Origin of the sequence: Ensifer sp. ENS02 (assembly GCF_014851885.1) — a bacterium.
Taxonomy (GTDB): Bacteria; Pseudomonadota; Alphaproteobacteria; order Rhizobiales; family Rhizobiaceae; genus Ensifer; species Ensifer adhaerens.
Genome location: NZ_JACVAO010000005.1, coordinates 386,860 through 413,325 on the forward strand (window position 1 = coordinate 386,860; position 26,466 = coordinate 413,325).

27 protein-coding genes are annotated in these 26,466 nt (G+C 62.9%); 17 read left to right on the forward strand and 10 right to left on the reverse strand.

Annotation, left to right across the window (positions count from 1 at the left end; all coding sequences use genetic code 11):
* The first annotated feature begins 83 nt into the window (after positions 1 to 83).
* The 9 genes from tauA (at position 84) to IB262_RS13500 (ending at position 9,245) form a co-directional block, all read left to right on the forward strand.
* On the forward strand, positions 84 to 1,100 hold the full coding sequence (gene tauA / locus IB262_RS13460) for a taurine ABC transporter substrate-binding protein (RefSeq protein WP_034790430.1): 1,017 nt from the start codon (positions 84 to 86) through the stop codon (positions 1,098 to 1,100).
* A gap of 84 nt (positions 1,101 to 1,184) precedes the next feature.
* Positions 1,185 to 1,997, forward strand: coding sequence for a taurine ABC transporter ATP-binding protein (locus IB262_RS13465; RefSeq protein WP_034790429.1), 813 nt, complete (start codon positions 1,185 to 1,187; stop codon positions 1,995 to 1,997).
* On the forward strand, positions 1,990 to 2,817 hold the full coding sequence (locus tag IB262_RS13470) for an ABC transporter permease subunit (RefSeq protein WP_034790428.1): 828 nt from the start codon (positions 1,990 to 1,992) through the stop codon (positions 2,815 to 2,817). Before IB262_RS13465 ends, IB262_RS13470 begins: the two co-directional genes overlap by 8 nt.
* A gap of 117 nt (positions 2,818 to 2,934) precedes the next feature.
* Positions 2,935 to 3,315, forward strand: coding sequence for a nuclear transport factor 2 family protein (locus IB262_RS13475; RefSeq protein WP_090297417.1), 381 nt, complete (start codon positions 2,935 to 2,937; stop codon positions 3,313 to 3,315).
* Positions 3,316 to 3,333: 18 nt separating this feature from the next.
* Positions 3,334 to 4,734: an FAD-binding oxidoreductase gene (locus IB262_RS13480; RefSeq protein ID WP_060521161.1), complete on the forward strand. Its 1,401-nt coding sequence runs from the start codon at positions 3,334 to 3,336 to the stop codon at positions 4,732 to 4,734.
* A gap of 34 nt (positions 4,735 to 4,768) precedes the next feature.
* Positions 4,769 to 6,544: a sulfoacetaldehyde acetyltransferase gene (xsc, locus tag IB262_RS13485; protein ID WP_034790425.1), complete on the forward strand. Its 1,776-nt coding sequence runs from the start codon at positions 4,769 to 4,771 to the stop codon at positions 6,542 to 6,544.
* Positions 6,545 to 6,616: 72 nt separating this feature from the next.
* Positions 6,617 to 7,654: a YeiH family protein gene (locus tag IB262_RS13490; protein ID WP_034790424.1), complete on the forward strand. Its 1,038-nt coding sequence runs from the start codon at positions 6,617 to 6,619 to the stop codon at positions 7,652 to 7,654.
* Positions 7,654 to 8,664, forward strand: coding sequence for a phosphate acetyltransferase (gene pta / locus IB262_RS13495; protein ID WP_034790423.1), 1,011 nt, complete (start codon positions 7,654 to 7,656; stop codon positions 8,662 to 8,664). Before IB262_RS13490 ends, pta begins: the two co-directional genes overlap by 1 nt.
* A gap of 116 nt (positions 8,665 to 8,780) precedes the next feature.
* Complete coding sequence (locus IB262_RS13500; RefSeq protein WP_113136349.1) at positions 8,781 to 9,245, forward strand: hypothetical protein; 465 nt, start codon at positions 8,781 to 8,783, stop codon at positions 9,243 to 9,245.
* Positions 9,246 to 9,318: 73 nt separating this feature from the next.
* Here the strand turns inward: IB262_RS13500 and IB262_RS13505 are convergent, their stop codons facing one another.
* Positions 9,319 to 9,912: a TetR/AcrR family transcriptional regulator gene (locus tag IB262_RS13505; protein ID WP_060521163.1), complete on the reverse strand. Its 594-nt coding sequence runs from the start codon at positions 9,910 to 9,912 to the stop codon at positions 9,319 to 9,321.
* A gap of 139 nt (positions 9,913 to 10,051) precedes the next feature.
* Here IB262_RS13505 and IB262_RS13510 point away from each other — a divergent pair, with 139 nt between their 5' ends.
* The gene (locus IB262_RS13510; protein WP_060521164.1) at positions 10,052 to 10,537 is read left to right on the forward strand and encodes a hypothetical protein; all 486 of its coding nucleotides are present in this window, start codon (positions 10,052 to 10,054) and stop codon (positions 10,535 to 10,537) included.
* 64 nt (positions 10,538 to 10,601) lie between these two features.
* Here IB262_RS13510 and IB262_RS13515 read toward each other — a convergent pair whose 3' ends face one another.
* From IB262_RS13515 to IB262_RS13535, 5 genes are all read right to left on the reverse strand, one after another.
* Positions 10,602 to 11,240 (reverse strand): LysE family transporter, encoded by a 639-nt coding sequence (locus IB262_RS13515; RefSeq protein ID WP_060582249.1) that lies wholly within the window; start codon positions 11,238 to 11,240, stop codon positions 10,602 to 10,604.
* A 124-nt stretch (positions 11,241 to 11,364) separates the two neighbouring features.
* Positions 11,365 to 12,570, reverse strand: coding sequence for an MFS transporter (locus tag IB262_RS13520; protein WP_113293256.1), 1,206 nt, complete (start codon positions 12,568 to 12,570; stop codon positions 11,365 to 11,367).
* A 265-nt stretch (positions 12,571 to 12,835) separates the two neighbouring features.
* Positions 12,836 to 13,996: an MFS transporter gene (locus IB262_RS13525; RefSeq protein ID WP_192493659.1), complete on the reverse strand. Its 1,161-nt coding sequence runs from the start codon at positions 13,994 to 13,996 to the stop codon at positions 12,836 to 12,838.
* 338 nt (positions 13,997 to 14,334) lie between these two features.
* Positions 14,335 to 14,616: a DoxX family protein gene (locus IB262_RS13530; protein ID WP_060610703.1), complete on the reverse strand. Its 282-nt coding sequence runs from the start codon at positions 14,614 to 14,616 to the stop codon at positions 14,335 to 14,337.
* 231 nt (positions 14,617 to 14,847) lie between these two features.
* Positions 14,848 to 15,585 carry an SDR family oxidoreductase gene (locus tag IB262_RS13535; RefSeq protein ID WP_113293255.1) on the reverse strand — a complete coding sequence of 246 codons (738 nt, stop codon included), beginning with the start codon at positions 15,583 to 15,585 and terminating at the stop codon, positions 14,848 to 14,850.
* Between the two features lie 113 nt (positions 15,586 to 15,698).
* Between IB262_RS13535 and IB262_RS13540 the strand changes: the two genes are divergently transcribed.
* Complete coding sequence (locus IB262_RS13540) at positions 15,699 to 16,601, forward strand: LysR family transcriptional regulator (RefSeq protein ID WP_110819153.1); 903 nt, start codon at positions 15,699 to 15,701, stop codon at positions 16,599 to 16,601.
* A gap of 15 nt (positions 16,602 to 16,616) precedes the next feature.
* Here IB262_RS13540 and IB262_RS13545 read toward each other — a convergent pair whose 3' ends face one another.
* The 4 genes from IB262_RS13545 to IB262_RS13560 all read right to left on the reverse strand — a co-directional run bounded on the left by IB262_RS13545 (position 16,617) and on the right by IB262_RS13560 (position 19,555).
* Positions 16,617 to 17,516 (reverse strand): LysR family transcriptional regulator, encoded by a 900-nt coding sequence (locus tag IB262_RS13545; protein WP_034790409.1) that lies wholly within the window; start codon positions 17,514 to 17,516, stop codon positions 16,617 to 16,619.
* Between the two features lie 318 nt (positions 17,517 to 17,834).
* Positions 17,835 to 18,194, reverse strand: coding sequence for an Atu4866 domain-containing protein (locus IB262_RS13550; RefSeq protein WP_060529075.1), 360 nt, complete (start codon positions 18,192 to 18,194; stop codon positions 17,835 to 17,837).
* Entirely contained in the window at positions 18,191 to 18,670 is a 480-nt protein-coding gene (locus tag IB262_RS13555) for a carboxymuconolactone decarboxylase family protein (protein ID WP_060521328.1), read from the reverse strand. The genes IB262_RS13550 and IB262_RS13555 overlap by 4 nt, the downstream gene beginning before the upstream one ends.
* Positions 18,671 to 18,997: 327 nt before the next feature.
* Positions 18,998 to 19,555, reverse strand: a complete 558-nt coding sequence (locus tag IB262_RS13560) for a LysR substrate-binding domain-containing protein (protein WP_192493660.1) — start codon at positions 19,553 to 19,555, stop codon at positions 18,998 to 19,000.
* Between the two features lie 15 nt (positions 19,556 to 19,570).
* On the opposite strand from IB262_RS13560, the gene IB262_RS13565 reads away from it, so the two are divergent.
* The 6 genes from IB262_RS13565 (at position 19,571) to IB262_RS13590 (ending at position 26,401) form a co-directional block, all read left to right on the forward strand.
* On the forward strand, positions 19,571 to 20,440 hold the full coding sequence (locus tag IB262_RS13565; RefSeq protein ID WP_192493661.1) for an alpha/beta hydrolase: 870 nt from the start codon (positions 19,571 to 19,573) through the stop codon (positions 20,438 to 20,440).
* Between the two features lie 151 nt (positions 20,441 to 20,591).
* Complete coding sequence (locus IB262_RS13570) at positions 20,592 to 21,284, forward strand: alpha/beta hydrolase (protein ID WP_210337640.1); 693 nt, start codon at positions 20,592 to 20,594, stop codon at positions 21,282 to 21,284.
* A 357-nt stretch (positions 21,285 to 21,641) separates the two neighbouring features.
* The gene (locus tag IB262_RS13575; protein ID WP_348646914.1) at positions 21,642 to 22,631 is read left to right on the forward strand and encodes an ABC transporter permease; all 990 of its coding nucleotides are present in this window, start codon (positions 21,642 to 21,644) and stop codon (positions 22,629 to 22,631) included.
* A 78-nt stretch (positions 22,632 to 22,709) separates the two neighbouring features.
* Entirely contained in the window at positions 22,710 to 23,711 is a 1,002-nt protein-coding gene (locus tag IB262_RS13580; RefSeq protein ID WP_113553450.1) for a substrate-binding domain-containing protein, read from the forward strand.
* An 87-nt stretch (positions 23,712 to 23,798) separates the two neighbouring features.
* Positions 23,799 to 25,367 (forward strand): sugar ABC transporter ATP-binding protein, encoded by a 1,569-nt coding sequence (locus tag IB262_RS13585; RefSeq protein ID WP_192493662.1) that lies wholly within the window; start codon positions 23,799 to 23,801, stop codon positions 25,365 to 25,367.
* The gene (locus IB262_RS13590; protein ID WP_192493663.1) at positions 25,364 to 26,401 is read left to right on the forward strand and encodes an ABC transporter permease; all 1,038 of its coding nucleotides are present in this window, start codon (positions 25,364 to 25,366) and stop codon (positions 26,399 to 26,401) included. Before IB262_RS13585 ends, IB262_RS13590 begins: the two co-directional genes overlap by 4 nt.
* Positions 26,402 to 26,466 lie beyond the last annotated feature (65 nt).

Sequence of the window (26,466 nt, forward strand, 5' to 3'; positions counted from 1 at the left end):
ATAACGCAAGCCGGATCTCGGCCTTATCGTCATCAGCAAGACCGGAGAAACGGTCAGCGAATAAACAAAGAGGAGGAAGACAAATGCTACATGGACATTTCAGACGACTGGCCGCAGCCGCCAGCATTGTCGCGAGCCTGGCCGCATCCGGCGTCGCTTATGCCGAAACGAAACTCGTCGTCGGCTATCAGCAGATCGTTGGCCCGTTCGTGGCTGCGATCGCCGATGGCCGCTTCGATGCAGCCGCCAAGGAGGCCGGCTATTCGATCGACTGGCGCCAATTCAGCTCGGCCGGCGACATCACTACGGCGCTTGCCTCCGGTGACGTGCCGATCGGCGTTCTCGGTTCGACAGGTACTGCGGCTGCCGCGACGCGCGGCGTCGAACTGCAGCTCTTCTGGATCCTCGACAATATCGGTCAGTCGGAAGCGCTGGTCGCCCGCGAGGGCTCGGGCATCGAGACGCCGGCCGATCTCAAGGGCAAGAAGGTCGCCGTGCCTTTCGTCTCGACGTCGCATTTTCACTTGCTGGTCGGTATGAACAAGGTCTGGAACGTCGATCCGCGCGAGGTGGAAATCCTCAACCTGAAGCCGCCGCAGATCGTTGCCGCCTGGCAGCGTGGCGATATAGACGCGGCCTATGTCTGGCCGCCGGCGCTCTCAGAAATCCAGAAGACCGGCAAGACGATCTCGGATTCCGAGGTGATTGGCGCGGCTAGCGTGCCGACCTTCGACGGGCTGGTGGTCGACAAGGCCTGGGCCTCGGAGAACCCGAAGCTGATGGAAGCCTTCACCAAGGTTCTGGCGGACGCTTATGCCGACTACAACGCCAACAAGGCGGCGTGGACGGAGGAGTCGCCGCAAGTGGAAGGCATCGTCAAGCTGATCGGCGGCGATGGCCCGAGCACCGTCGAAGCCTTGCGCCTGCTTTCGTTCCCGAATGCGGATGAGCAGGCCTCCGAGGTCTGGCTCGGCGGCGGCGCCACGCGTGCACTGACCGAAAGCGCCAAGTTCCTCGTCGAGCAGAAGCAGATCAGCCAGTCGCTCGACGACTACGCGCCTTATGTGAACGCCGACTTTGCCAAGGCGGCCGCACAATAGGCTAATCTGTCGATTGCCCCGGCCGTTGAGGAGCGGCCGGCGCACCACCATAGACCGTGACCGAGGTGCAGGGAGGCATTTCTCATGGAAACATTGAGCGTCAGAAACATCAGTCTGACCTACCCGGGCCTCTATTCGGACCAGGCAATCATCGCCTTAAAAGGCGTCAACCTTACCATCAACAGCGGAGACTTCGTCGTTGCGCTGGGCGCATCGGGCTGCGGAAAGACGACGCTGCTCAACCTGATGGCGGGCTTCATGGCCCCGTCGGAAGGCGACATCACCCTTGGCAACCACCAGGTCAACGGACCTGGCGCCGAGCGCGGCGTCGTCTTCCAGAAGCACGCGCTTCTGCCGTGGCTGAACGTCATCGAGAATACCGAGTTCGGCCTCAAGCTGCGCGGCGTCGACAAGGCGACCCGGCGGGATCTTGCCACCAAGAACCTAGCTCTGGTCGGCCTTCAGGATTTCCACCGCCACATGATCTATCACCTCTCAGGCGGCATGCAGCAACGTGTTGGCATCGCAAGGGCGCTGACCTGCGATCCCGCGATGCTGCTGATGGACGAACCGATGGCAGCACTCGACGCGCTGACACGCGAGACCATCCAGGAACTGTTGCTCAAGGTCTGGCAACTCACCAACAAGATGTTCTTCTTCATCACCCACAGTGTGGAAGAAGCGTTGTTCCTCGGCTCGCGGCTGATCGTCATGTCGCCGCGCCCGGGCCGCATCACCCACACCTACGAGCTCAACTTCAACAAGCGGTTCCTCGCCGAGGGCAATGCGCGCGCAATCAAATCCAGCCCGGAATTCATCCGCATGCGCGAAGAAGTGCTCGGCATCATTTATGGCGACGAACGTGCGTCCGGCAACCCGGAGGTGGCCCATGCTTGACAGAGTGACACGCGCCAAGCCCGTAAAGGCCGGCAAGATCTTCGGCGCGCCCGGTGAAGGCAGCAGCGGCCTCATCAGCTTTTCGACGACGGTCGTCATCGTCGCTCTCTGGTTCCTCGTGACCGAAGGCGGCTGGGTCAAGCCGCTGTTCCTGCCGTCGCCGCTGGCGGTCTGGGACAAGTTCATGCTGGCGATGACCGACGGTGTTTCGAACTCGACGCTGATGCAGCACACGCTTGCCAGTATCGGCCGCGTGTTCGGCGCCTTCCTGCTGGCGCTGCTGACCGCCGTGCCGATTGGCGTGCTCATGGGCGTCAATCGCTTCGTGCGCGGCCTGTTCGATCCGATCATCGAATTCTACCGGCCGTTGCCGCCGCTCGCCTACCTGCCGCTCGTCATCATCTGGCTCGGCATCGGTGAGTTCCCGAAGGTGTTCCTGATCTATCTGGCGATCTTTGCGCCGATGGCAATTGCCGCAAGGGCAGGGGTGCGTTCGGTCTCGACGGAACAGATCCACGCTGCCTATGCGATGGGCGCCACCCGCGGGCAGGTCATCAGTCAGGTGATCATGAAGGCGGCCTTGCCGGAGATCTTCACCGGCATGCGCATCGGCATCGGCGTCGGCTGGACCACCCTGGTTGCCGCCGAAATGGTGGCGGCCAACCGAGGCCTCGGCTTCATGGTTTTGAATGCCGCCGAAAACCTCGAAAGCGACACGGTGATCATGGGCATCTTCATCATCGGCATCTTCGCCTTCGCCTTCGATCTTCTGATCCGCTACCTCGAAAAGGCGCTGATCCCCTGGAAGGGCCGCCTCTAACCGGCGACCACCTCCGACACTTCAACTGAATACGGCCTGGCGGCCTTTTGAAGACGGCCTTTCCCGTCTCCGGCGAAGCCATGCCTTACGACCAAGCCAAAGGACTGGACCATGACACTGACGGCAACCGATCTCAAAACCTTGTTCGATGCCTTCAACCGGCATGACATCGACGGGGTCATGCACTTCTTCGCCGAAGATTGCGTATTCAACGCCGTCGGCGGCCCGGAGGTCTACGGCAACCGTTTCGTCGGTACCGGTCCGATCGCAGATGCCTTCAGCGGCGTCTGGAAATCGATGCCGGACGCCGAATGGGGCAACCACAGCCACTTCGTCGAAGGCGATCGCGGCGTGTCCGAGTGGACCTTCTCCGGCACGGCTGCCGACGGCAGCCGCATCGAGGCAGAAGGCTGCGACCTCTTCACCTTCCGCAACGGCAAGATCGTGCGCAAGCAGGCGTTCCGCAAGAACCGCCCGGTCCTGCAACCCCGCTACTGATGGCCTGGAGCTAGAGCCATGCAACTGCGCGCCACACCCTTGAAGCCTGAAAGAGAGCCGTTTGACCCGGCCTATGACCCCAACCATGCCCGCAGCCCCGGCACGGGCAAGGACTATGCGCCGACCTACTGGATCGGCACCGCCGGTCCCGAACCGGAGGACGACGGTCCGATCACGGGCGATATCGATGTCGATGTTGCGATCATCGGGTCCGGCTATACCGGTCTCTCCTGCGCCATTCATCTGGCGCGCGAGCACGGCATCAAAGCAACGGTGCTGGAGGCCAATGGCGTCGCCTGGGGCTGCAGCACCCGCAACGGCGGGCAGGCACAGATTTCTGCCGGCCGCCTGAAGCGCTCGCAATGGATCGCCCGCTGGGGCGTGGACGTTGCCCGCAAGATGCATGCGGAGATTTCCGAGGGATTCGACCTCTTTCGCTCTCTCGTCCGCGAGCCCGAAATCGACTGCGATCCGCAGGATGGCGGCCATCTCTATATCGCCCACCGCGACAAGATGCTGCCAGCGCTGCAAAGCGAGGTTCGCGTTCTCAACGATACCTTCGGCTATCGCGCCCGCATGGTCTCGCGCGACGAGATCCACCGCGATTTCGTTCGCGACGAGGAAGCCCGCGGGGCGATGTATGAGCCCGATGGCATGGGCATCCATGCCGCCAAGCTCGCCTTCGGCTACCTCAGGCTTGCCCGCAAGCTGGGGGCAAAGGTGCATACGTCGAGCCCGGTGCTTGATTGCACCGCCAAGGGCGGCATGCATTACCTGACGACGCCTGGCGGAACGGTGCGGGCGCGTGCCGTCTGCATTGCGACGGCCGGCTACACGTCACCCGGCATGAACGCGCTCACCCGCCACCGACTGATGCCTATCCTGTCGAACTCGATCGTCACTCGGCCGCTGACGGAAAGCGAGCAGAAGGCGCTGAACTTCAAGGCGCGCATCCCGCTCACTGATACGCGGACGCTGCGTCACTACTATCGCATGCTGCCGGATGGCCGGGTGCAGATCGGCAGCCGCAGCGCCATCACCGGACGCGACGCGAGCAATCCGAAGCATCTCGAGCTTCTGCTTGCCGGTCTCTACCGCAAGTTCCCGGCACTCCGCGGCATCGACATCGACTACTCCTGGTGGGGGTGGGTGGATGTCAGCCACGACATGATGCCGCGCATCTTCCAGCCGGACCGGAGCCAGAGGCTGTTCTACGCCATGGGCTATGGCGGCAACGGCGTGATGTATTCCGCCCAGGCCGGCCGTCGCATGGCCCAGATGGTCGCCGGCAAAGGCGGCGGCCTCGACCTTCCCATCTTCACTTCGCCTCTGCCGGGCCACGGGCTTCTGACGCCGTTCCGACGGCTCGGCCAATGGGGAATGTACCGCTGGTACTACCTCCGTGACGAGATCCTCTAACTCTCTGAAATAATACCAGGAAAGGAACCACCCCATGAAAATGACCACCGAGGAAGCCTTCGTCAAAGTTCTTCAGATGCATGGCCTCGAACATGCCTTCGGCATCATCGGCTCGGCCATGATGCCGGTGTCGGACCTGTTCCCGAAGGCCGGCATCAAATTCTGGGACTGCGCCCATGAGACCAATGCCGGCATGATGGCCGACGGCTTCAGCCGCGCCACGGGCACGATGTCGGTTGCCATCGGCCAGAACGGCCCCGGCGTCACCGGCTTCATCACCGCGATCAAGACCGCCTACTGGAACCACACGCCGCTTCTGATGGTCACGCCGCAGGCGGCCAACAAGACGATCGGGCAGGGCGGTTTCCAGGAAGTGGACCAGATGGCGATGTTCGAGGAGATGGTCTGCTACCAGGAAGAAGTGCGCGATCCCTCACGTATCCCCGAGGTGCTCAACCGCGTCATCGAAAAGGCCTGGCGCGGCTGTGCCCCAGCACAGATCAACATCCCGCGCGACTACTGGACCCAGGTGATCGACGTCGACCTGCCGGCGATCGTTCGCTTCGAGCGCCCGGCTGGTGGCCCGCAGGCGATTGCCGAAGCGGCCAAGCTTTTGTCCGAGGCAAAATTCCCGGTCATTCTCAACGGCGCCGGCGTCGTCATCGGCAATGCCATCTCCGATTCCATGAAGCTCGCCGAGCGTCTCGACGCGCCAGTCTGCTGCGGCTACCAGCACAATGACGCCTTCCCGGGGAGCCATCGCCTGTCGGTCGGCCCGCTCGGCTACAACGGCTCGAAGGCTGCGATGGAGCTGATCTCCAAGGCCGATGTTGTCTTGGCGCTCGGCACGAGGCTCAATCCGTTCTCGACGCTTCCGGGCTACGGCATCGACTACTGGCCGAAGAACGCCTCGATCATCCAGGTCGACATCAACGCCGACCGGATCGGGCTTACCAAGAAGGTGTCGGTCGGCATCTGCGGCGATGCCAAGCAGGTCGCCCGCCAGATCCTGGAGCTGCTCTCGCCGTCTGCCGGCGATGCCGGCCGCGAGGAGCGCAAGGCCGCGATCCACCAGACCCGCTCGGCCTGGCAGCAGCAACTCTCCTCGATGGATCACGAGGACGATGATCCGGGCACGGAATGGAACGAAAGCGCACGCTCGCGCGAGCCGAACCGCATGTCACCGCGCCAGGCCTGGCGTGCGATCCAGGCGGCCCTGCCGAAGGAAGCGATCATCTCCACCGACATCGGCAACAACTGCGCGATCGGCAATGCCTATCCGACCTTCGAAGCGGGCCGCAAATATCTGGCGCCGGGCATGTTCGGCCCCTGCGGCTACGGTTTCCCGTCGATCGTCGGCGCCAAGATCGGTTGCCCTGATGTGCCAGTGGTCGGTTTTGCCGGTGACGGTGCCTTCGGCATCTCGATGAACGAGATGGGCTCGATCGGCCGCGAGGGATGGCCGGCGATAACGATGGTGATCTTCCGCAACTACCAATGGGGTGCCGAAAAGCGCAACACGACGCTCTGGTACGCCAACAACTTCGTCGGCACGGAGCTCAACCCCAACCTCTCCTACGCCAAGGTGGCGGAAGGCTGCGGCCTGAAGGGCGTGGCGGTCAACACGACCGCAGCTCTCACCGAAGCCCTGTCCACTGCGATCGCCGACCAGAAGAAGGGCGTGACAACCTTCATCGAAGTCATCCTCAACCAGGAGCTCGGCGAACCCTTCCGCCGAGACGCGATGAAGAAGCCGGTGCCCGTTGCCGGTATCGATCGCGCCGACATGCGTCCCCAGAAGCGGGCCTGATCCTCGATTACGTCAAGCCCCGCCCGGTACCCGGGCGGGGCGAAGCCTCCCGCAGATGACCGGAACAGAACCATGACCTTCGTCGCCTCCGTCCACGAACGCTTCCGAAGCGTGCCCTCCGGCTTTGCGGCCTACTGGCCTGGCTTTGCCGTTACCGCGGCGGTGGCCGTCGCTGCCCAATTCCTTTCCGACCACTACGGCGCGCCGGCCATGCTCATGGCGCTCCTGCTCGGCATCGCCTTTCACTTTCTGTCCGAGGAAGGGCGTTGCGTCGCCGGCATCGATTTCTGTGCCAAGAAGGTGCTGCGCATCGGTGTGGCGCTGCTCGGCATGCGCATCAGCGTCGACCTCCTCATCGGGCTTGGCGCAAGCACGATCCTGCTCCTCATCTCAGCCATCGCCGCGACCATCGGCTTCGGCCTGCTTGCCGCAAAGCTTCTCGGGCGTGGCTGGCGGCTGGCGCTTATCACCAGCGGTTCGGTCGCAATCTGCGGAGCGTCTGCAGCGATGGCGATCGCAGCCGTTCTTCCCAAGAACGAGTTCTCCGAGCGCAACCTGATCTTCACCGTGCTTTCGGTCACCGTGCTCTCGACACTTGCGATGATTGCCTATCCGATCCTCGCCCAGACCATGGGGCTCGACGCGCGCGCCACGGGCATCTTCTTCGGTGGCACCATCCATGACGTCGCGCAGGTCGTCGGCGCAGGCTTCTCGGTCTCGCCGGAGGCGGGCGAAACGGCGACGCTCGTCAAGCTGATCCGCGTCACCATGCTGGCGCCGGTCGTGCTCATCTTTTCGCTGTCACTGCGCAAAGTACCGCAGCCTGAGGGCGAGACCGGTAAGCGCCCGCCGCTCTTGCCCGGCTTCGTCGTCGCCTTCCTGATCTTTGCAGCGCTGAATTCCTTCGGTTTCGTGCCGGAACTGGTGGCCAAGGCCGGCATGGAAACGTCGCGCTGGGCGCTGCTTGCCGGCATCGTCGCCGTCGGCATGCGCACGTCGCTTCGCCGCGTGCTCGATGTCGGTGGCGACGCCGTCGCGCTGATCGTCGCCGAAACCGTCTTCATCGCTCTCTTCATCCTCGTCGGCATTCACTATCTGGGGCACGCCTGATGAAACCGCTCGATCGCATTATCGAGGCCGCTAAAGCCGCCCCGCGCCATATCGTGCTCGCCGAGGGCGAAGACCCACGCATCGTCGAAGGCGCCTTGCGCGCCGTGCGCGCCGGTATCGCCAAGATCACGCTCGTCGGCGACAGGAAAATCGTCGCGGAGGAGTTGCACGCCGCCGGCGGCGCACCAGACGAAATCCGCATCGAGGATCCGACTTCGTCTGCGCTGACTGAGCACCTTGCCGTTGCCTACCACGATCTCCGTCGTAGCAAGGGTGTCGACGAAGCGGCCGCGGCAGCAGCCGTACGCTCGCCTCTTGTCTTTGCGGCCATGATGGTCCGCGAGGATCAGGCAGACGGAACGGTCGGGGGCGCTGTCGCCACCACCGCCGATACCGTGCGCGCCGCCCTCCAGACCATCGGCCGGGCACCGGATGTCGGACTGGTGTCGAGCTTCTTCCTGATGATGCTCTGCGCGCCGCACCACGAAAAGAAGGGCGCCTTCGTTTTCGCCGATTGCGGGTTGGTTGTGGATCCTGACGCCACCGGCCTTGCCGATATCGCCGTGACCTCGGCACGCTCCTACGAGGCGCTCTCCGGCAAACCGGCGAAGGTGGCGATGCTCTCGTTCTCGACGGCCGGCAGTGCCGCGCATGAGCGCGTTTCGAAGGTGGTGGAGGCGACGCGCCTGGCCCATGCCTCAGCGCCGGGATTGGTGATCGACGGGGAATTGCAATTCGACACCGCTTTTGTCGAGGCCGTCAGCGCGGCAAAGGCGCCGCAATCGGCGCTGCATGGCGAGGCCAATGTCTTTGTCTTCCCCAACCTCGACGCGGCAAACATCGGCTACAAGATCGCCCAGCGCATCGGCGGCGCCACCGCCATCGGCCCGATCCTGCAGGGGCTTGCGAAGCCTGCCAACGATCTCTCGCGCGGCTGCAACGCCGACGACGTCTTCCACATGATCGCCGTCACCGTCGTTCAGGCGTCGGGCGGGCAGTCGACCGGCTAAGTCGCGCAAGTGACAGCGAACCGCCTTGCCGGTTGAGCCTGGCAAAGCTATCACCTTTGGGTCGAATTGGACCATCGGTGGTCTATCGACTGCCGATCTAAAGGAGAGACCGAACAATGACTTGGGCGTCAAGGATCATCTTCTTTCTTACCATGGCCTTCGTATCGTCGGGTATGGCAACGACAGAGGAGGCCGCGTCGCCAGACGATGATCTGACGATCCTATTGAGGGCGGATAAGGGCGCGCTCACGCTCGAATACCGCAAGCCAGGCCAACGTCTCGAAGATGATCCCTCCGTCCAATGCGCCGTTGGCGCTCGGTTCACGCTTCCCGCCGGCGCGGTGGTGAACCTCGAACTCGTCTCGACGGACATCGTCTATAGCTTCGAAGTGCCGGGCTATGTCGAGCAGGTGGATCTCGTGCCCGGCCTCGTGAGCTATCGGCAGATCGAGACCCCTGCCGAAACCGGCCAGGCCGACGGCGTGCTTCAAGTGCACCCGGATGGTTTGAAGAAGGCCATCGCAGTGCGCTTCAACAAAGAGCAAAGCGCTTTCGACGCCCGAATGCTGTGCGCCAACTAGGCGCACGATCTTCTCGCAGCGAATCCTTCGTGTTCGCGGCGGAGCAAAGCTCGGTTGCCGCGCAGGCTGTCGGTCACGACGTCATGATGAAGGGCCGGCATGTCTCCGGCGGCAGACCATCAAGTACAAGTTTTCGGAACGCAGCGTCGACTTCCCGGGGAGGCATTTCCGGTCGCTCCTCCAGCCACCAGCGCAGAACGGCGTTGAACGTGGAGACCATGTGACGGATCACGAGGTCACGCGGAAGAGCGGCATGCATCGTGGCGGGGAGCGACTGGCGAAGGACCTCCGCAAGCACCTCGTCAACCGCATCGCGAACGATGCCGCCTCCGCGTCCGCCGGCAAGTGCGACCTGGATGTCCGCGTGTTCGGCGACATGCTCGAACAAGGCGCGGCTGGGATCCCACGCCTCTTCTCGCACCCGCTCGCGTGGCGATGAGATCGTCTTGTCCTTTGCGGTCACCAGCAGATCGCGCAGACGCTCCAGACTGCGTTTCAGAAGGTCGTCTTTCGACGTGAAGTGCGCATAGAACGTCGACCGCCCGATATTCGCCTCGGTCAGGATGTCTTCGACGGTGATCAGTTCGTAGTGCTTGCGGCGTATCAAGGCGAGAAGAGCTTCATAGAGCGCCGTGCGCGTTCGGGCCACGCGTCGATCGATCGGCAAATTTGTTCTCCTTTTTCCGGACGAGCGCGCGTTGCAGTCCCATTCGGTACACGAGGCACCCTTCTGTTTCGCAACTTCCGAACACCGTGTTCCGGATCGTGCTAGCCGAATGTCGTCTAGTCAACATCGAGGAACAGCCATGGTTGAGCTTTCTGCAAAGTCCCCTCTCTCTTCCCCATTTCGAAAAGCGGGTGCCTGCGCGCTTCTCCTGCTCACCCTGACGAGCCTGCATCACGCCTATGGCGCCTACATCTATGAAACACCGTGGCGTCTCCATATCGTCCAGTTGGCCGTGCCGGCGGCAATAGTCATTGCGGCCGCGCTGTTCGTTGGCCGGTCGAGGAGCGGGACCACGGCTGGACGTGTCGCGACCTGGCTGGCCGCCCTTGTCGTGCTCGCCTTTCCGGTCGCAATGATCGGCATCTACGAGGGCGGCTGGAACCATGTGGTCAAGAACGTCGCCTATTTCGGCTTCGGAACAGATGCAGCACGGTCCCTGTTTCCCGAGCCCGTGTACCGGTTGCCGGATAGTTTGCTTTTTGAATTGACGGGGATCGCCCAGTTCCCGCTCGCCGTCATCACCGCGCTGAATACGCTCGCTCTGTTGCGGCCGCCCGCCCGGTGATCGGATTTAGGTGCCGGCGGCCGCGCCGGTCGTTCGGATAAGGCAACGCTGCGAACAAGCGCCGTCAGGCGATTGTTCGTGCGCTATCCGTCATCAGCTTCAGCCCCAGTGCGCCCACCACGGCGCCGGCGGCGCGGTCGATCCAGGTCTTGGAGCGCAGGTAGACGACCCGCGGGCCGTGGGAGGAAAAGCCGAGGGCGACGATTGCGTACCACGCAAACTCGTTGATGAAGAGCAGCGGGGGCAGGGCGAGAAGCATCCAGGTAGGCGCCGGCGACGGCAACAGCGCGGCGAACATCGAGGCGTAAAAGATCGCCGTCTTCGGGTTGGAGATCTGAACGAAGAGCCCCCGTAGCAGGGATTTCCAGAGCGTGCTCGGCTGGTCGGCGGGTGTCTCGGCAATCACTATCTTCTGCGGTGCGGCCCGCCAGATGCTTATGCCGATCCAGACGAGATAGGCGCCACCGGCGAGCCTCAGGAGGATGTTGAGCCATTCAACCTGAAGAAGGATCGCCGTCAGGCCGGCGACCGCAATACAGGCGAAGAAAAAGCCGCCAATGCCCATGCCGACCGCTGCCATCAATCCATCGGCGCGGGACCGTGCGATCGCGATCCGCGACACCACGATGAAGCTCGGCCCGGGGCTCATGGCTCCAAGCAGGAAGACGCCCAGGATGGAGGCAAGAATTGCAAGTTCATGCATGTCACTATCCTCTCTTTAGAACGCTGCTGCCGCCGACGCAGGGCGAGTATGAAACGCGTTGCGTCATCCCACAATCGGGAATGTCCTCTCCCGCTCTCTCCGTCGAGAGAGCGGGAGACGTTCGTCAAGAATGACCTTCCTCGATCTTCGGGAGGAACCACGCGAGAAGCCCCGCAAGCGGAAGGAACGAGCAGATATAGTAGACCGTTTCGACGCCGTAGCTATCGGCCAGTATCCCGAGAAGCGCTGCCGCAATGCCGCCGAGACCGAAGTTCAAGCCGTAGAACAGCCCGCCGATAAGCCCGATGCGGTTCGGCAACAGCTCGATGGCGTAGATCAGGATCGATGCGAAGGCGCTTGCCATGATCAGGTTGATCATCACCGTCAGCACGCCGGTCCAGAACAGATCGGCATGTGGCAGGATCAGCGTCAGGGGAAGCGGCCCCAGAACCGAGATCCAGATGATCCGGTAGCGTCCGATGCGATCGCCGACAATCCCTCCGATCAGTGCGCCTGCGGCCGAGGCAAGCAGGAAGATGAACAACATCATCTGTGCGGAAGGGATGGAGAGACCAAACTTCTCCATGAGGTAGAAGGTGTAGAACGAGCGGAAACTTTCGCCATAGGCGTTCTTGGTGAACATCAGCAGCGTCAGGACCACCAGAGCGGCGCCAATCGTCGCCGGCGCGTGGCGGATGCTGCCCGCCTTCTTGCTGTCCGCCCGCAGCGCCATGAATGCGGCGCTGATCTCCCGCTGCTTGCCGCCGATCCACGCGAGAAGCACCATTGCCAGCAACGCCAAGGCGGCGAACCAGGCGAGGCTCGGCTGCCCCCAGGGAACGATGATCACCGCGGCAAAAACCGGACCGAGTGCGCCGCCGGCCTGGCCGCCGACCTGAAACAGTCCCTGCGCCAATCCCTGCCGGCCGCCGGCGGCATAGCGCGCCATGCGCGTGGCTTCCGGGTGGAAAATGGACGACCCGATGCCGATCAGCGCGACAGAGACAAGGATCATGGAATAGCTATCGGCAAGGGCGAGGCTGACCAGGCCCGAGAGCGTGAACATCATCCCGACGACTGGCGAATAGGGGGCGGGGTGTTTGTCCGTGACCATGCCGATCGCCGGCTGCAGCAGAGACCCGGCAATCTGGAAGGTCATGGTGATCATGCCGATCTGCACGAAGTCGAGCGCATAGGCGTCCTTCAGGATCGGATAGGCGGCCGGGATCAGCGACTGCATGAGGTCGTTGAGGAGATGGGTGACCCCGAGAACGACCAGGACGGCCAGATGCGTCTTCGGGCGTGTCACGGCAGGGATGGCGACTGTCATGGTTGATTTCTAGACTCCAGGATGCCGTGAAACGGCCTGCGGCGATGCCGCGCGGCGGGGAGCTTATGCATCCTCCGATAGGCGGGCAACCACCGGATGACGCTGCGCGCGAAAAAATGAGCTGTCGGGGCGGGAGGTTAGGCTCGCACGGGCACTTTCTTGGCCAACCTTCCTCTGAGGACGCCCCGGAGCTTGCCGGCAAGGCGCGGTTCTTGCCCCGCCGCCTCGTTCGCCCCGACTCAGGCCTTCCCCCGCGAGACAGGTCTCACGGCGCTGTCGGCTTTCGGGTGGCAAGGTCCGCGATCGCGAGGAAAACACCGATCGCGAGGAATACGGCAAGGACCAGCGCCGCTCCAGTTGCACCAGTCGCGTCGAGCTGCATCGCAGCAAGCGGCAGCACGGCCAGGATCGTCAGGTTGTTGAGGCTTTCCGAAAGCGAAAGCACCTGGCCTTTTTCCTCTCCGGCCAGGCTCGCAAGAATGGCGGTGCTCGTCGGTGCGGCGAGCCCCAAGGCAAAGCCCCATGCCGTCAGGAAAACGAGGTCCCCCGTGAACGACAGGGGGTTGAGCATGAAGCCGCCGACCGCCGCACTCAGGAGGAACAGCGCAACGATCAGCGTGCGATCGTCACCGCGAAACAGCCGTGCGGCTCGGCCGACGCCGAGGTTGCCAAGCAAGAGTCCCAGACCGAAAGCCGAGATGGAGACGCCGGTGGCCGCAACGCCGAGGTCATAACGAAGCCGCAGGACCTCGCCGGCAAGAAGGAAACCGGCGACAGCCGTTCCGTTCCAAAGGCCTTTCGCGGCCAGGGGGCGGATCAAATTGCCACGGCCGAGCCAGACAGGACGCCTCATCTTCGGCACTGGGGGATTTCCCGCCCGGGCGGGAATCGCACTCCGGGCTATGGCAACTGTCGTGAGGCAGCCGGCGGCAGTCACCAGGAAAGGCGCACGCCAATCGAATGCCTCCGTCAGGACGCCGGCGATGACCGGCCCCGAGACGATGCCTGATGTCATGCCGATCATCACCGCTCCCATCGCGGCGGATTGTCGGTGCGCGGGGATGATGTCTGCCACCAGGGCAAAGGCCGTCGGAATCAGAGCCGCCGACGCCAGGCCGCCGAAGACCCGCAGGACGATCGCTGCCCCGAAGCTCGGCGCGATCGTCACCGCGAGGCCGTCAATCGAGAACAGAACCAGCGACACGAGCAGAAGTCGGCGACGGTCTATGCGATCGGAAAGGTAGCCGAAGATCGGCGCGGCCACGGCATAGGAAAGCGCGTAGCTGCTGACGAGCCATGCGGCGTGCGCCGGCGTCGTCTCGAAGGCCACGGCCAGGGGCGAAAGCATCGCCGACAGCATGAACTCGGTCGCGCCGACAAAGAAAACGGCAAACGCGAGGGTGGGCAAAATGAAGCGTGAGGGCACGGATTATCGTCCTTGAGCTTGAGAAGCAGGAGAGAACCGGCGCGCGAAGACGTCTAGCCCGTTCGTGGCGCCGGAAGGATCGAAGCGTTTTTTTTGGGGGGGAGAGTGTCGGCGCTGCGGACCCCGATGGTTCGGGTCATGGCGATGCGAATGAATGCTCGCCTAAGCTGAATACGACAAGGAACCTCTAGCAAAGAGGTTTAGGGAACACAACAGTTCTTCCCGATCGGTATCCGAAACGAACCGCTGGGTGGCCAGCCGCGCTATCGCGCGACCGGCCCATTCAGGCGCTCGTGGTCAAGGCAGACCCTGGCCTCACATGATCTGCGGTGGAACGCTCAGACCTGCCGGTCAATCGGCCGGTCCAGCGCCCAGCGTCCGATCCCATGGGCGCTGAGATAGGCAAAGACGCCGATCCATACCGTCGAAAGCTGAAAGCCCGTGCCGCGCGGGATCATCACCACAACCAGAATGACGATCATCTGGATGAAGAGCATGAAGGCGAGGGCGCGCGTCAGAAGCCCGAGCGCAATTGCGATACCGCCGAAAAGCTCCAAGGCGATAGTCAGATAGGCGAGCGGCCGGATCGAGGCCCCGACTCTGGAAAAGCTCGATGTCACGGGGCATGTCGCCGTTGAAGAGCTTTTCCCAGCCGAACCAGCTCACGACTTCACCCGTTGTGATCCTCAGCATCAAGTAATGCGACAAAGGCCGCGGTGAGGTTGAAGATCAGATAAAGTCCGGTGCTGCTCCCAGATCCGGCAGAACCATGGCATTCGCATGCGTGGTAGCCTGTGTCACGGGAAGTTCCTTCCATGAATGAGCATTCGTTGTGAGGAGATGCGTGCGGCTCAGCACATGCCGCCGTTTGCCCGGATGACCTGGCCATTGATCCACGCGCCTTCCGGTCCGGCGAGGAACGAGACGACACGGGCGATATCCTCGGGTTCAGCGAGCCGTTCGAGGGGGTTCATCTTTGCCATGCGGAACAGCAGTTCAGGGCTCTTTCCGCTCAGGAACAGCTCCGTCGCAACAGGCCCAGGGGCGATCGCGTTCACGCGAATTCCGCGGCCACGCATCTCTTGCGCCAGCACCTGGGTCAGTCCTTCGACCGCCGCCTTGGTGGCAATGTAGATGCCATAGGTCGGCAGGCGCATTCCAATCACGCTCGACGAGACGTTGATGATCCGGCCGTCGTTGCGCAGTCGTTTCGCCGCCTCGCGGCAGACGTTGAACGTGCCCTTCAGGTTTATCGCGATGGTGTCGTCGACGACGTCGTCGGTGACGTCGGCAATCGGTGCAAGTTTCATGATGCCGGCGCTGTTGACGACGACGTCCACCCCGCCGAAGGCTTGCGTGGCCGTGTCAAACATCGCGGCAACCGCGCCGGCGTCGCTGACATCCGCTTGAATGACGCGTGCGTCGCCACCGCCGCCGATGATTTCGTCCGCGACCGCCTTGGCCGCCTCAGTGCGTCCCGCATAGTTCACGACAATCTTGAAGCCGTCACCGGCGAGGCGCCTGGCGATTTCCGCCCCAATGCCCCGCGACGCTCCGGTAACCAGCGCGACCTTGTTGCTGTTGCTCATGTGCCAAGCCTTTCAGGTGTTCCGTCTATTGATCGCGAGGAGGATACGCCTGGCATGAGAGAAGAAAAAATGCATAATTTGCAGGAGATAAATTACTGAAAGTATGAGTTGTCATGACGTTTGATGCGCGCTTGCTCAGCGGGATCGGAGTGCTTTCAGCAGTCGTCGAGGCCGGCAGCTTTGCCCGGGCCGGTGAAGCAATGGGGTTGACTCAGCCTGCGGTCAGCCGCGCAGTGGCCCGATTGGAGGAGCGCCTCGGCATACGTATTTTCAATCGAAGCGCCCGGGCAATCTCGCTGACGGACGAGGGGCGGCGCTTTTATGAACTCGTCGCGCCACTTCTTTCGGCAATCGAGGAGGCCGCGATCATGGCCGGCGGCACCAAAACGCACGTGCGTGGCAAGCTGCGGATCAATGTCGATGGGACCTTCGGGCACTTCGTGCTCGCCCCGAGGATCAATGACTTTCTCGAACGCTATCCGGAACTGTCGGTCGAGATCTTCGTGCGTGACTCGATCGGCGATTTTGTCGGCGAGGGGACGGACGTTGCCGTACGCTTCGGCGAGCCTGGCGCCCATTCGATGCATACGGAGCTGCTGCTGGAAACGCGTGTGTTCACCTGCGCGTCGGCGCAATACCTAAAGAAATATGGCAGGCCGCAAGTGCCAGCCGATCTTTCGCACGGGCACCAATGCGTCCTCATCCGCGACCCGGCGACCGGGCGCCCCTTCGCCTGGGAGTTTCAGAGCCGTGGCGAAGCCGTACCGTTCGCGGCGACCGGCCGGGTCATGGTCAATGACACAGGCTCGCTGATTGCCGCCTGCCGCAGCGGCGCGGGGATCGCGCAATTGCTCGAGCTCTATGTCAGGAACGAATTGTCGGACGGCGGTTTGATCCAGATCCTGCCGGACTGGTCAGAAGAAACCTTTCCGCTCCATGCCTATTATCGCCGCTCGGACCTGATGCCTGCAAAACTCTGCGCCTTTCTTGACTTCGTACGCGAGATCGTCGCTTAGCTGCTTCGGATCGCTCTATCCGGCATTGGGCCGCCACCGCACATGCTCGATGAGCGCGCGCAGCTTCGGCGCAAGGTTCCGCCGATTGGGAAAGTAGAGGTAAAAGCCCGCGAACGGCGGGAAATAGTCCTCGAGAAGCGGCACCAGCTGTCCCGCAGAAACATAGGGTCTGAAGGTTTCCTCCATGCCGAAGGTGATGCCGCCTCCGGCGCAGGCGGTCCGGATCATCAGCGACATGTCGTTGGTGGTGATCTGCGGGTTCACCGCCACGTCGAACTCGCGCCCATCCTTGCCGAACTCCCAGCGATAAGGTGCAGTTTGAGGCGCCGGACGCCAGCCGATGCATCGGTGCTGGGCGAGGTCCGACGGTTGCATGGGCTTGCCGAAGCGTTCGATATAGGATGGCGCCGCGACAGCGGTCTGGCGTTGCTCGGCCGATACCGGGACTGCGATCATGTCCTGCTCGATGACTTCGCCGAGCCGCACCCCGGCATCATAGCCTTGGGCCACGATGTCGAACTCCTCGTCCGTGACGGTCACATCGATCTGGATCGTGGGGTAGGCCTCGGCAAAGCTTGCGAGCAGCGCCCCTGATATAAACCTTTCGGCGATCGAGGACACCGCCAGCCGCAACAGCCCGGTTGGGGCCATGTCCCGGTCGGCTGTGGCGTCCAGGGCCAGGCCGACCTCCGCGAGGGCCGGGGCAACGCGCAGGTAAAGTTGCGCGCCAGCCTCCGTAAGGCTGACGCTGCGTGTCGTCCGCTGCACGAGTGCAACGCCGAGCCGATCTTCCAGCCGCCGCAGAGACTGGCTTACGGCCGATCGGGTAACGCCCAGATGCTCGGCAGCCGCGCGAAAACTCCGCGCCTCGGCGACGGCCATGAAGACGGAGATGGCATTAAGATCGACGGCCATTGGACGGCTCAACTTACCAGTGTCGGTGTGATTGGGCAGAGTGATGATGCAATCATGGCCCGCCGATCGACAACCTTCAAGGCATCAAAGAATGTCACCGCGAGTTCTACCGCGCCTGTGATCGCCTACAGAAGGCTTGCCCTGATCGCAAGAGCCCGGCAGAGCCTTCACTTCTTCCCCGCCTCCCGCCCCGCCTCTGCAGCCGCAATGGACATTCGGCTGCAGAGGCGGGGCGGGAGACACGCGGCAACCATCGTTGGCATCAAAGGATCGGGGCGATCCCGGTAACGACGGTCTTCACGTGCTCCCCTTCCGCAATCACCTTTCGCGGTAAAACACCATGCCGCCATGGTGCAGCACGTCATCGATGAACTCGCCATCGGCCGTGAAGCCGGTGTCATCCCAGTAGTCGATCTGGTTGCCGGTCACTTCGTAGCGCCCCTGATAGGCGCTCTTTCGGTTTCCGCGCGCCTCGTCATAACGGCCGTTCGGCAACAGTTCCTGGCGGATCCGCCCGTCCTCGGTCACCCACATGCCGACATAGGGATGATCTGCTTGCTTGCTTTGAGCCTCGCTGCTCATGACGTCCTCCGCGACGGCTTGACGGGAGATCGGCGCGTCGGCAGATGCCAGACCGGCAACAAGGGTGGCGGCGGCAAGCTTGGGGAGATTGTTCATGGCTGCTCTCCCGCAGACTTGTCCTTGCCCGCTTCGGCCCGTTCGGCAAAGAGCTGCGACAAGGATTGCGAGGCAGCAATGGCGCGGGGAAATCCGGCCGGAACGGTTACCATGTAGATGATTTCCTTGAGCTCATCCTCGGAAACACCGATGTTGAGCGCGTATCCGGCATGGACATTCATCAGCTCCGTCAGGCCCATCGCAGCGAAGGCGGCGACCGCTGCCAGTTGCCGCGTCCGGTTGTCGAGACCCGGGCGAGCCCAGACGTCGCCAAGGGCATAGGCCTCGGTCGCATCGGCAAGGAAGGGAAACTCCTGCCGCATCCGTTCCAGATTGGGCTGCGTCACGCCATTGTTGAGGGTCCGGATGACGGCGGCGCCGCGTTCGCGACGCTCCTCCAGGGATTGGGCGAAGGCGACCTCCGGCGAAAGGCCCAGGAAAACCGCCGCACCTGCTGCTGCGAATTGCGATTGAATGCGATCAAGCACGTTTCTCTCCTCGATAGATTGTCTGTTGGGACGTCAGCCGATCGCGAACGTCGCCATCCTCCGGCTGTTCGATGCCGGGGAGGGCGCGACAAGCGCGCGTCCTATCCGCGTCAGCTGAATTTGGGGGAGGCGCTGTCATTCGGAGCGTCGAAAGTCAGCGGGCCCTGTCCAGTTCCTCCTCCGTCTTGCGTTGCTGTGTCGACGCAAAAGGTAGGCGGGGAAGATTGGAACGATAAGACGCCGATTTCGATCCATACTGGTAAATCTGACTAACCAGTCGGAATACTGTTCAGTGGCACGCTCATCGCGACCATGTCAGTTATGACAGGCGAATTTGTTCTCTCGGGTACGGGCCCTTGGCGTGATGCGGCGGCACCACCGTTTGACTTCGAAATCACTTACAAAAACGCGCCAGCCTCGCGGCTCAGCGTGTCGATCAGCAGGCAGACACCGGGCAATGCCGCGGCTCGCAGGATGTATCAGCGAAATATCCAGTCCGGGGCCGGCCCAGCCAGGCAATATCTGTATGGCGGTTCCCTCGGCGACCATCCTGCGGCCGATGACGGTTGGCAGGCGGCCGATGCCGATCCCGGCCTCGATAGCCTCCGAGATGCCGCGGACGCTATTGGCACACATGCGCGGCTTGAACTCAACCTTCACCGGGTCTTGCGCCGCATGGTGGAGTGTCCAGGTCTGGCTTTCGCCCGGTGCGATCTGCTCGTCGATCAACTGATAGGTTGTTAGGTCGGAAGGCAGCAGTGACATGCCCTGTGCCGCGAACAGCGCCGGTGCTGCAAAGATAGACGCTTCGGTGCGTCCGATCTTGCGGGCGATCAGGGACGAATCCTCGAGATTGCCGACCCTCGGGAACATTCCGTCGACCTCGGCATGGACAATCTCCAGATGATCCGCAACGCCCAATTCCCGCCGGCGCTATCGCCGCCGGCCGTGCAGCCACAGGAACGCTTCATCGCGGGCGGCGAGGGAAATCCGAAGCTGCGGGTCGTCTTTCTCAATCCGGCGCCGGAGCGCCCGAACAATCCGGCAATCCAGCATCTTCACGGTGGTGGACTGGTCGTTGGCAAGCCCGAAGTCGCCGTTCCCGAACTGCAGCAATTGTCCGCGGAACTGGGCGCGCTTATCGTTTCGGTCGACTACCGCCTTGCACCCGAGCATCCGTTCCCGGCTGGGCTCGACGACGCATACGCGGCGCTCGGCTGGTTGCATCAGGCTGCGGTCGAGCTTGGCGTTGATAGGAAGCGGATCGCCGTGATGGGCGAGAGTGCCGGCGCCGGGCTTGCCGCTGCCGTCTCGCTCCGGGCACGTGACCGCGGCGAGTGGCCGATCCGCTTCCAGTTGTTGCGTTATCCAATGCTCGACGACCGCACTGTGTTGCGCTTGCCACCGGCTCACGTCGGAACCTTCATCTGGAACGCGCAGTCGAATGCTTTTGGCTGGACTTCCCTGCTCGGTCGCAAGCCGCTGATGGCGGAACCACCGGCGGAGGCGGTTCCGGCACGTGCCGTCGATCTTGCCGGCCTGCCATCCGCCTGGATCGGCGTTGGCACACTCGACCTGTTCGCACAGGAATCGATACATTTCGCATCCCGTTTCGTCGTGGCCGGCGTGCCGGTCGAAATGTCCGTGGTTCCCGGCGCCTATCACGGCTTCGACACGATGGTACCGCAGGCGCGCATCTCGGCGGATTTCATCGCCGGCTGGAAATCGGCGCTGAGCCGATCTTTGGAAGTCGACTAAGGGGCAGGCGCACTGCACGGTTCGCGCCGCATGACTGCCAGGGCGCAAGAGGCTTTCCGCCCGAAGGCGGCATCTCGCTTGACGACCGCCGCCATTTCTTCCGATAGGGTCAATCTACGAGCAGGTGTGCGGGGAGGTGGCGACTGTGGCAATGCTCTTTGTTCCGGGCTTCATGCTCGACGCCGATCTCTGGCGCGATGTGGTTCCCGCACTCGGCGAGTACGGTCCCGCGACCTATGCCGACCTGTCGCAAGACGGCTCGATCGAAGCCATGGCCCGTCGCACGCTGATGGATGCCCCGGATCGCTTCATACTCACCGGTTTCTCCATGGGAGGCTACGTCGCCCGGGAAATCGTCCGGCAGGCGCCCGACCGGGTGACCGCACTGATCCTCATTGCCACGTCCGCGCGCGGCGACAGCGACGTCGAGCGCCAGCGAAAGGCTGTCGTCGCCGGGCAGGCCGCTGGCACGGCATTCAAGGGGCTCAGCCGATCGGCTATCCTCTCGTCCCTGCACCCCGACAATGCGGGGCGGACCGATATCCTCGATCGCATCCAGGTGGCAGGCCATCGAATGGGAGGCGACGCCTTTCGCCGACAAGCTCTCATCGAGCGGAGGGACGAACGGGACGCTCTGGCGTCGATCCAGTGCCCAAGCCTGGTCATTGCCGGCGAAGAGGATCGGTTGAGGTCGCGCGCCGAAACGCTGGAGCTTCACAATGGGCTCGTCGGCTCAAGCTTCGAGGTCGTCGCCGACACTGGCCACATGGTCCCGATGGAAGCGCCGCAACGCCTCGCCACCATCATTCGGGAATGGCTCGCTCAACAGAAGGCCGAAGCGTAACGCGCCCGAGCCAAACTCCACCGTTCGCCTCCCGTTGTCACCCAATTCTTGCCGTTTGCAGCCCTGGCCGTTCCAAATCCGGCGGGTGTCACGCTTGGGCTGAGGACGCTTTGGCAGTCTCGCCAAGCAGGACGTTCCACGGAGGAGAAGGATAGCAACCCGGCATTTCCGCTCACCCTCCACTTCGGTTACAGGACAGCTAGAAGAACGCTGTTGACAAAACACACCGATGACTGGCAAATGTCAGAAATGTACAGAGGACGCGGGTTGTCGGTTGGTTTTCAGGGGAGACAGGAGCCTGGAGCCGAAGAACCAGGAAGCATTTCCGTCTGCACAGATGCCAGCATGGGAGGGGACATCGTGGCTTTTCAGATGGATCGGCAGCTCGGCTTTCTCGCCACCGTGAACGTTGCTGCCATTGTGGCCGGTGCGGTGCTCGTCGGCGCCAGTTTCGTCGAGCTCTATAACTTCCAGTCCATGGCCTCGCAGGTTCCCGAACTGGGCTTCCTCGCTCTTGGCGTCATGCTGGCCATGATGTCCGGCAACGGCGGCATCGACCTTTCCGGCATCGCGCTTGCCAATCTCTCGGGCGTTGCCGCCTACTACTTTCTGCGCGACGTGATTCCCGCCGACGAGGCTCCGCTTCTCTTCACCTGGAGCCTGATCGGCTTAGCGCTTGGCGTCGGCCTTGTCGGCGGCATGCTGAACGGTTTCCTGATCGCGAAGGTTGGATTGACGCCGATCATCGCCACGCTCGGCACGCAATTGCTCTTTACCGGCCTGGCGATCGTTCTCACCAATGGTTCGGCGCTCAGCATCGGCTATGTCGAGCCGCTCGACGATTTCGGTAATGCCACGATCCTGAGCGTGCCCCAATGCTTCGCTCTGTTCCTGGTCGTCGCGCTCGCGATCGGCGCCATCCTGCGTTTCACGCCCTTCGGCCAACGTCTGCTTCTGCTCGGCAACAATGCCAAGGCGGCGCGCTACGCGGGCATCCCGGAAAAGCGCATCCTGTTCCTGACCTATACGGTTTGCGGGCTATTGGCGTCGGTTGCCGGCATCGTCATTGCCGCGCGCACCTCGAGCGTGAAGTGGGACTACGGCACCTCCTATGTCCTCATCGCTATCCTGATCGCCGTCATGGCCGGGGTTCGCCCCGAGGGCGGCTATGGGCGAGTCATCTGCGTCGTGCTTTCGGCAACGTCGCTGCAGATGCTCTCCAGCCTCTTCAACTTCATGAACATCTCGAACTTCTTCCGAGACCTCGCCTGGGGCGTTCTTCTGCTCGTTTTCATCGCCACCTCCGGCTTCGACTTCAAAGCCTGGTTCAGGGCGGCCCGCAGCTAAACCCCGTTTCCGCCAGGGCCGGGCGCGAGCCTTCGCGCGCCACAGCTCTTTCCTTTCGAAGGCGCAATGGGAGGAACTATGCCTGATTTTCGTAAAATTGCCGCCTGCACCGTGGCTCTCAGCACCATCTGGAGTGCCGCGGCTGCCATGGCCGAGGAGAAGCCGAGCATCGTGACCGTCGTCAAGGTCACCGGCGAGAATTGGTTCACCCGCATGGCCGAGGGCGTCGCCGCCTATGGCAACGACAACGATACGGTTGCCACGAGCCAGATCGGCCCGGGCAAGGCGGATGCCGCCCAGCAGGCACGCCTGATTGAGGACCTTGTCGCCAAGAAGGTCAGCGCGATTGCCGTCGTGCCGATGGATGCGGCGTCGCTCGAAGGCGTGCTGAAGCGCGCCGCCCAGCGCGGCATCAAGGTGGTGACCCACGAGGCCGACAGCATGAAGAACACGCTCGTCGACATCGAAGCCTTCGAGAACAAGGCCTTCGGCGCCCGCTTCAACGAGAAGATCGCCGAGTGCATGGGCAAATCAGGAAAATGGACGTCCTTCGTCGGTTCGCTCGGCAGCCTGACGCATGTCCAGTGGGCTGACGGCGGCGCTGAGAACGCCAAGAAGTACCCAGAAATGGAGCTGGTCTCGGAGAAGAACGAATCCTTCAACGACGCCAACCGCGCCTATGAGAAGGCCCGCGAGATCCTGCGCAAGTACCCCGACATCAAGGGCTTCCAGGGCGGCTCCGCCATCGACGTCATCGGCATCGGCCGCGCCGTCGAAGAGGCCGGCCTGCAGGACAAGACCTGCGTCTTCGGCATCGGCCTGCCGAAGGATACCGGATCCTATCTTGAATCCGGCGCCGTCGATGGCATCAGCTTCTGGGATCCGAAGGATGCCGGCTACGTCATGAACAAGGTGGCCGACATGGTCATCAAGGGCGAAGAGATCAAGGACGGCATGGATCTCGGCGTGCCCGGCTACGAAAAGGTGACGGTCAAGAAGGGTGCCGGTGACGGTATCATCGTCGTCGGCGAAGCCTGGGTCGACGTCGACAAGTCGAACTACGGCAAATACCCGTTCTGATCGGTTCTGCCGATTAATGCCGTCGCGCCATAAACCGGCGCGGCGGCGTGTCCCTCGAACGCCCTCATGCACCATCAGGACAAAGCCATGCAGCCCCAGCCCACTGGCGGTGAACCGCATCTCAAGCCCGCGACCCCTTTTCTGGAGGTGCGCAACATCGAGAAGCACTTCGGTGGCGTGCGCGCGCTCAAGGGCGTGAGCCTTTCGATCGAGGCCGGCAACATCTATCACCTGATGGGTGAGAATGGCTGCGGTAAGAGCACGCTCATCAAGATCATTTCCGGGGCTCAAGGGGCTGATGCAGGCGAACTATTGATCGACGGCAAGACGGTCACCGGACTGACACCGGTCGCAGCCCTCGCTGCCGGCATCGAAACGGTCTATCAGGATTTCTCGCTGCTCCCCAATCTCTCCGTCGCCGAGAACATCGGCCTGACTCAGCAGTTGGTGTCCTCGTCGGGCAAGCTTGCGCGGCGGCTCGACATACCGAAGATGCGGGCGACGGCCGAGCGCGCCCTTGCGGCCGTCGGCCTGCCGGCGAGCAGGACCTTTCTTTCAACGCGGACGGACGAGTTGCCGATGGCGACGCGGCAGCTGATCGCCATTGCCCGCGCAATCGCCTCCGACGCCCGCCTCGTCATCATGGACGAGCCAACGACCGCGCTGACCAAACACGAGGTCGACAATCTCATCGGCGTCGCCGACCGCCTGCGCGCCAAGGGCGTGGCCGTGCTGTTCGTCACCCACAAGCTCGACGAGTGCAAGTCGCTCGGCGGGCGGGCGATCATCATGCGCGATGGCCAGAAAGTCGCCGAATGCGACGTCGAGGATCATTCGAAGGCCGATCTAGCCTTCTGGATGACAGGCAAAGTGCTGGACGACACCCGCCAGCGGTCCGCCGTCACGCTCGGCGAGAAGCTGCTCAATGTCGAAAAGCTCTCACGAACCGGATTTTTTGCAGACGTGTCCTTGTCGCTGCACAAGGGCGAGATCATCGGCATTACCGGCCTGCTCGATTCCGGGCGCAACGAACTGGCGCTTGCGCTCGCCGGCGTTTCGCCGGCCGACGGCGGCGGTGTATTTCTCGAAGGCAACGAGAACCGCCTTGGCAAACCCGCCGATGCGATCGCTTCCGGGATTGGCTACGTTCCCGAGGACCGGCTCTCGGAGGGATTGTTCCTTTCGCAATCGATCAAGGACAATATCGTGGTTCCGGTCCTCAACCGGCTGCGCAATGCCTTCGGCATCGTCGACGGGCGCCGCAGCCGAGCGCTCGCCGAGCGCACGGTCGACGACCTTCAGGTCGTCTCGGCCGGCGTCGACAAGCCGGTGCAGTCGTTGTCCGGCGGCAACCAGCAGCGCGTGCTCATCGGGCGCTGGCTGACGATCGAACCAAAACTGCTCATCCTGCACGGCCCGACGGTCGGCGTCGACGTCGGCTCCAAGGACACGATCTATCGGATCATCCAGCGGCTCGCCGGCGACGGCATGGGCGTCATCATCATCAGCGACGACCTGCCCGAACTGCTGCAGAACTGCGACCGCATCATGGTCATGCGCAAGGGTCGAGTCGTCAAAACCTTTGCCGCCGAGGGGCTGGCGGAAGACGTTCTCTTCCGCGCGCTGACCGACGATACCATTGCGAGGCTTCAATGAGCGAAACCACCTTCTCCCCGGCAGAACCCCGGTCTGAAAGCGCGGGCGCTGTTGCCGGCATCTGGACGTGGCTCATGCGCCACCCACCGGCCTTCACGCTGATCCTGATCGTCGCGGTTTCGCTCGTCGTCGGTGCGATCAACACGGACTTCTGGCAGGTGTCGAACCTTTTCGACATCCTGCGTGCGTCCGTCGTCCGCGGCCTCTTCGCGCTCGGCGTGCTCGTCGTCCTTGCCTCCGGTGGCATCGACGTCTCGTTCACGGCGATTGCCGCCTTCGTCATGTACGCCGTCACCATGCTGGTCGTGAATGTCGTGCCCGACATGCCGATCGTCGCGATCCTCGCGCTCGGCGCAATCGGCGGCGCCTGTTTCGGCGCGCTCAACGGCGTTCTGGTTCACGCGCTCAAGGCGCCGTCTCTGATCGTGACGATCGGCACGCAATATGTCATCCGCAGCTTCTTGCTCACCTTTGTCGGCACGGCGCTGTTCATGAACATTCCGGCGGCAATGGACGCGTTCGGAAAGCTTGCGCTCTTCACCCATCACAGCGCCAACGGTTCGACTTCGACGCTGCCGGCCTTCGTGCTCATCCTCGCCATCGCTTCGCTCGTCACCTGGTGGGTCCTTGAGCGCACCCTCATCGGCCGTGCAGTCTACGCCGTCGGCGGAAACGCCGGTGTGGCCGAGCGGCTCGGCTACAACCTGCGCACGGTCCGTATCTTTGTCTTTGCTTATGCGGGACTTCTCGCCGGCATCGCCGGGATCATTCACGTCTCCAGCAACCGCCTGGCGAACCCGTTCGATCTCGCCGGCGCCGAACTCGAAATCATCGCCGCGGTGGTCCTCGGCGGCGCGCGTATCACCGGCGGCTCCGGCAGCGTCATCGGCACGCTTCTGGGCGTCGTGCTGATCACGCTCGTCAGTAACGTCCTCATTCTCGTCGGCATTCCGAGCACCTGGCAGCTCGTCATCGTCGGCATTTTTATCATTCTCGCCGGCGGGATCTTCTCGATCCGCGGCAGACAATCCTGACGGCTGGCCCCGGGGCCGCCAAGCGCGGTCAGGGCCGGCGTCATTCGACAACCCTGTTTCCTTGA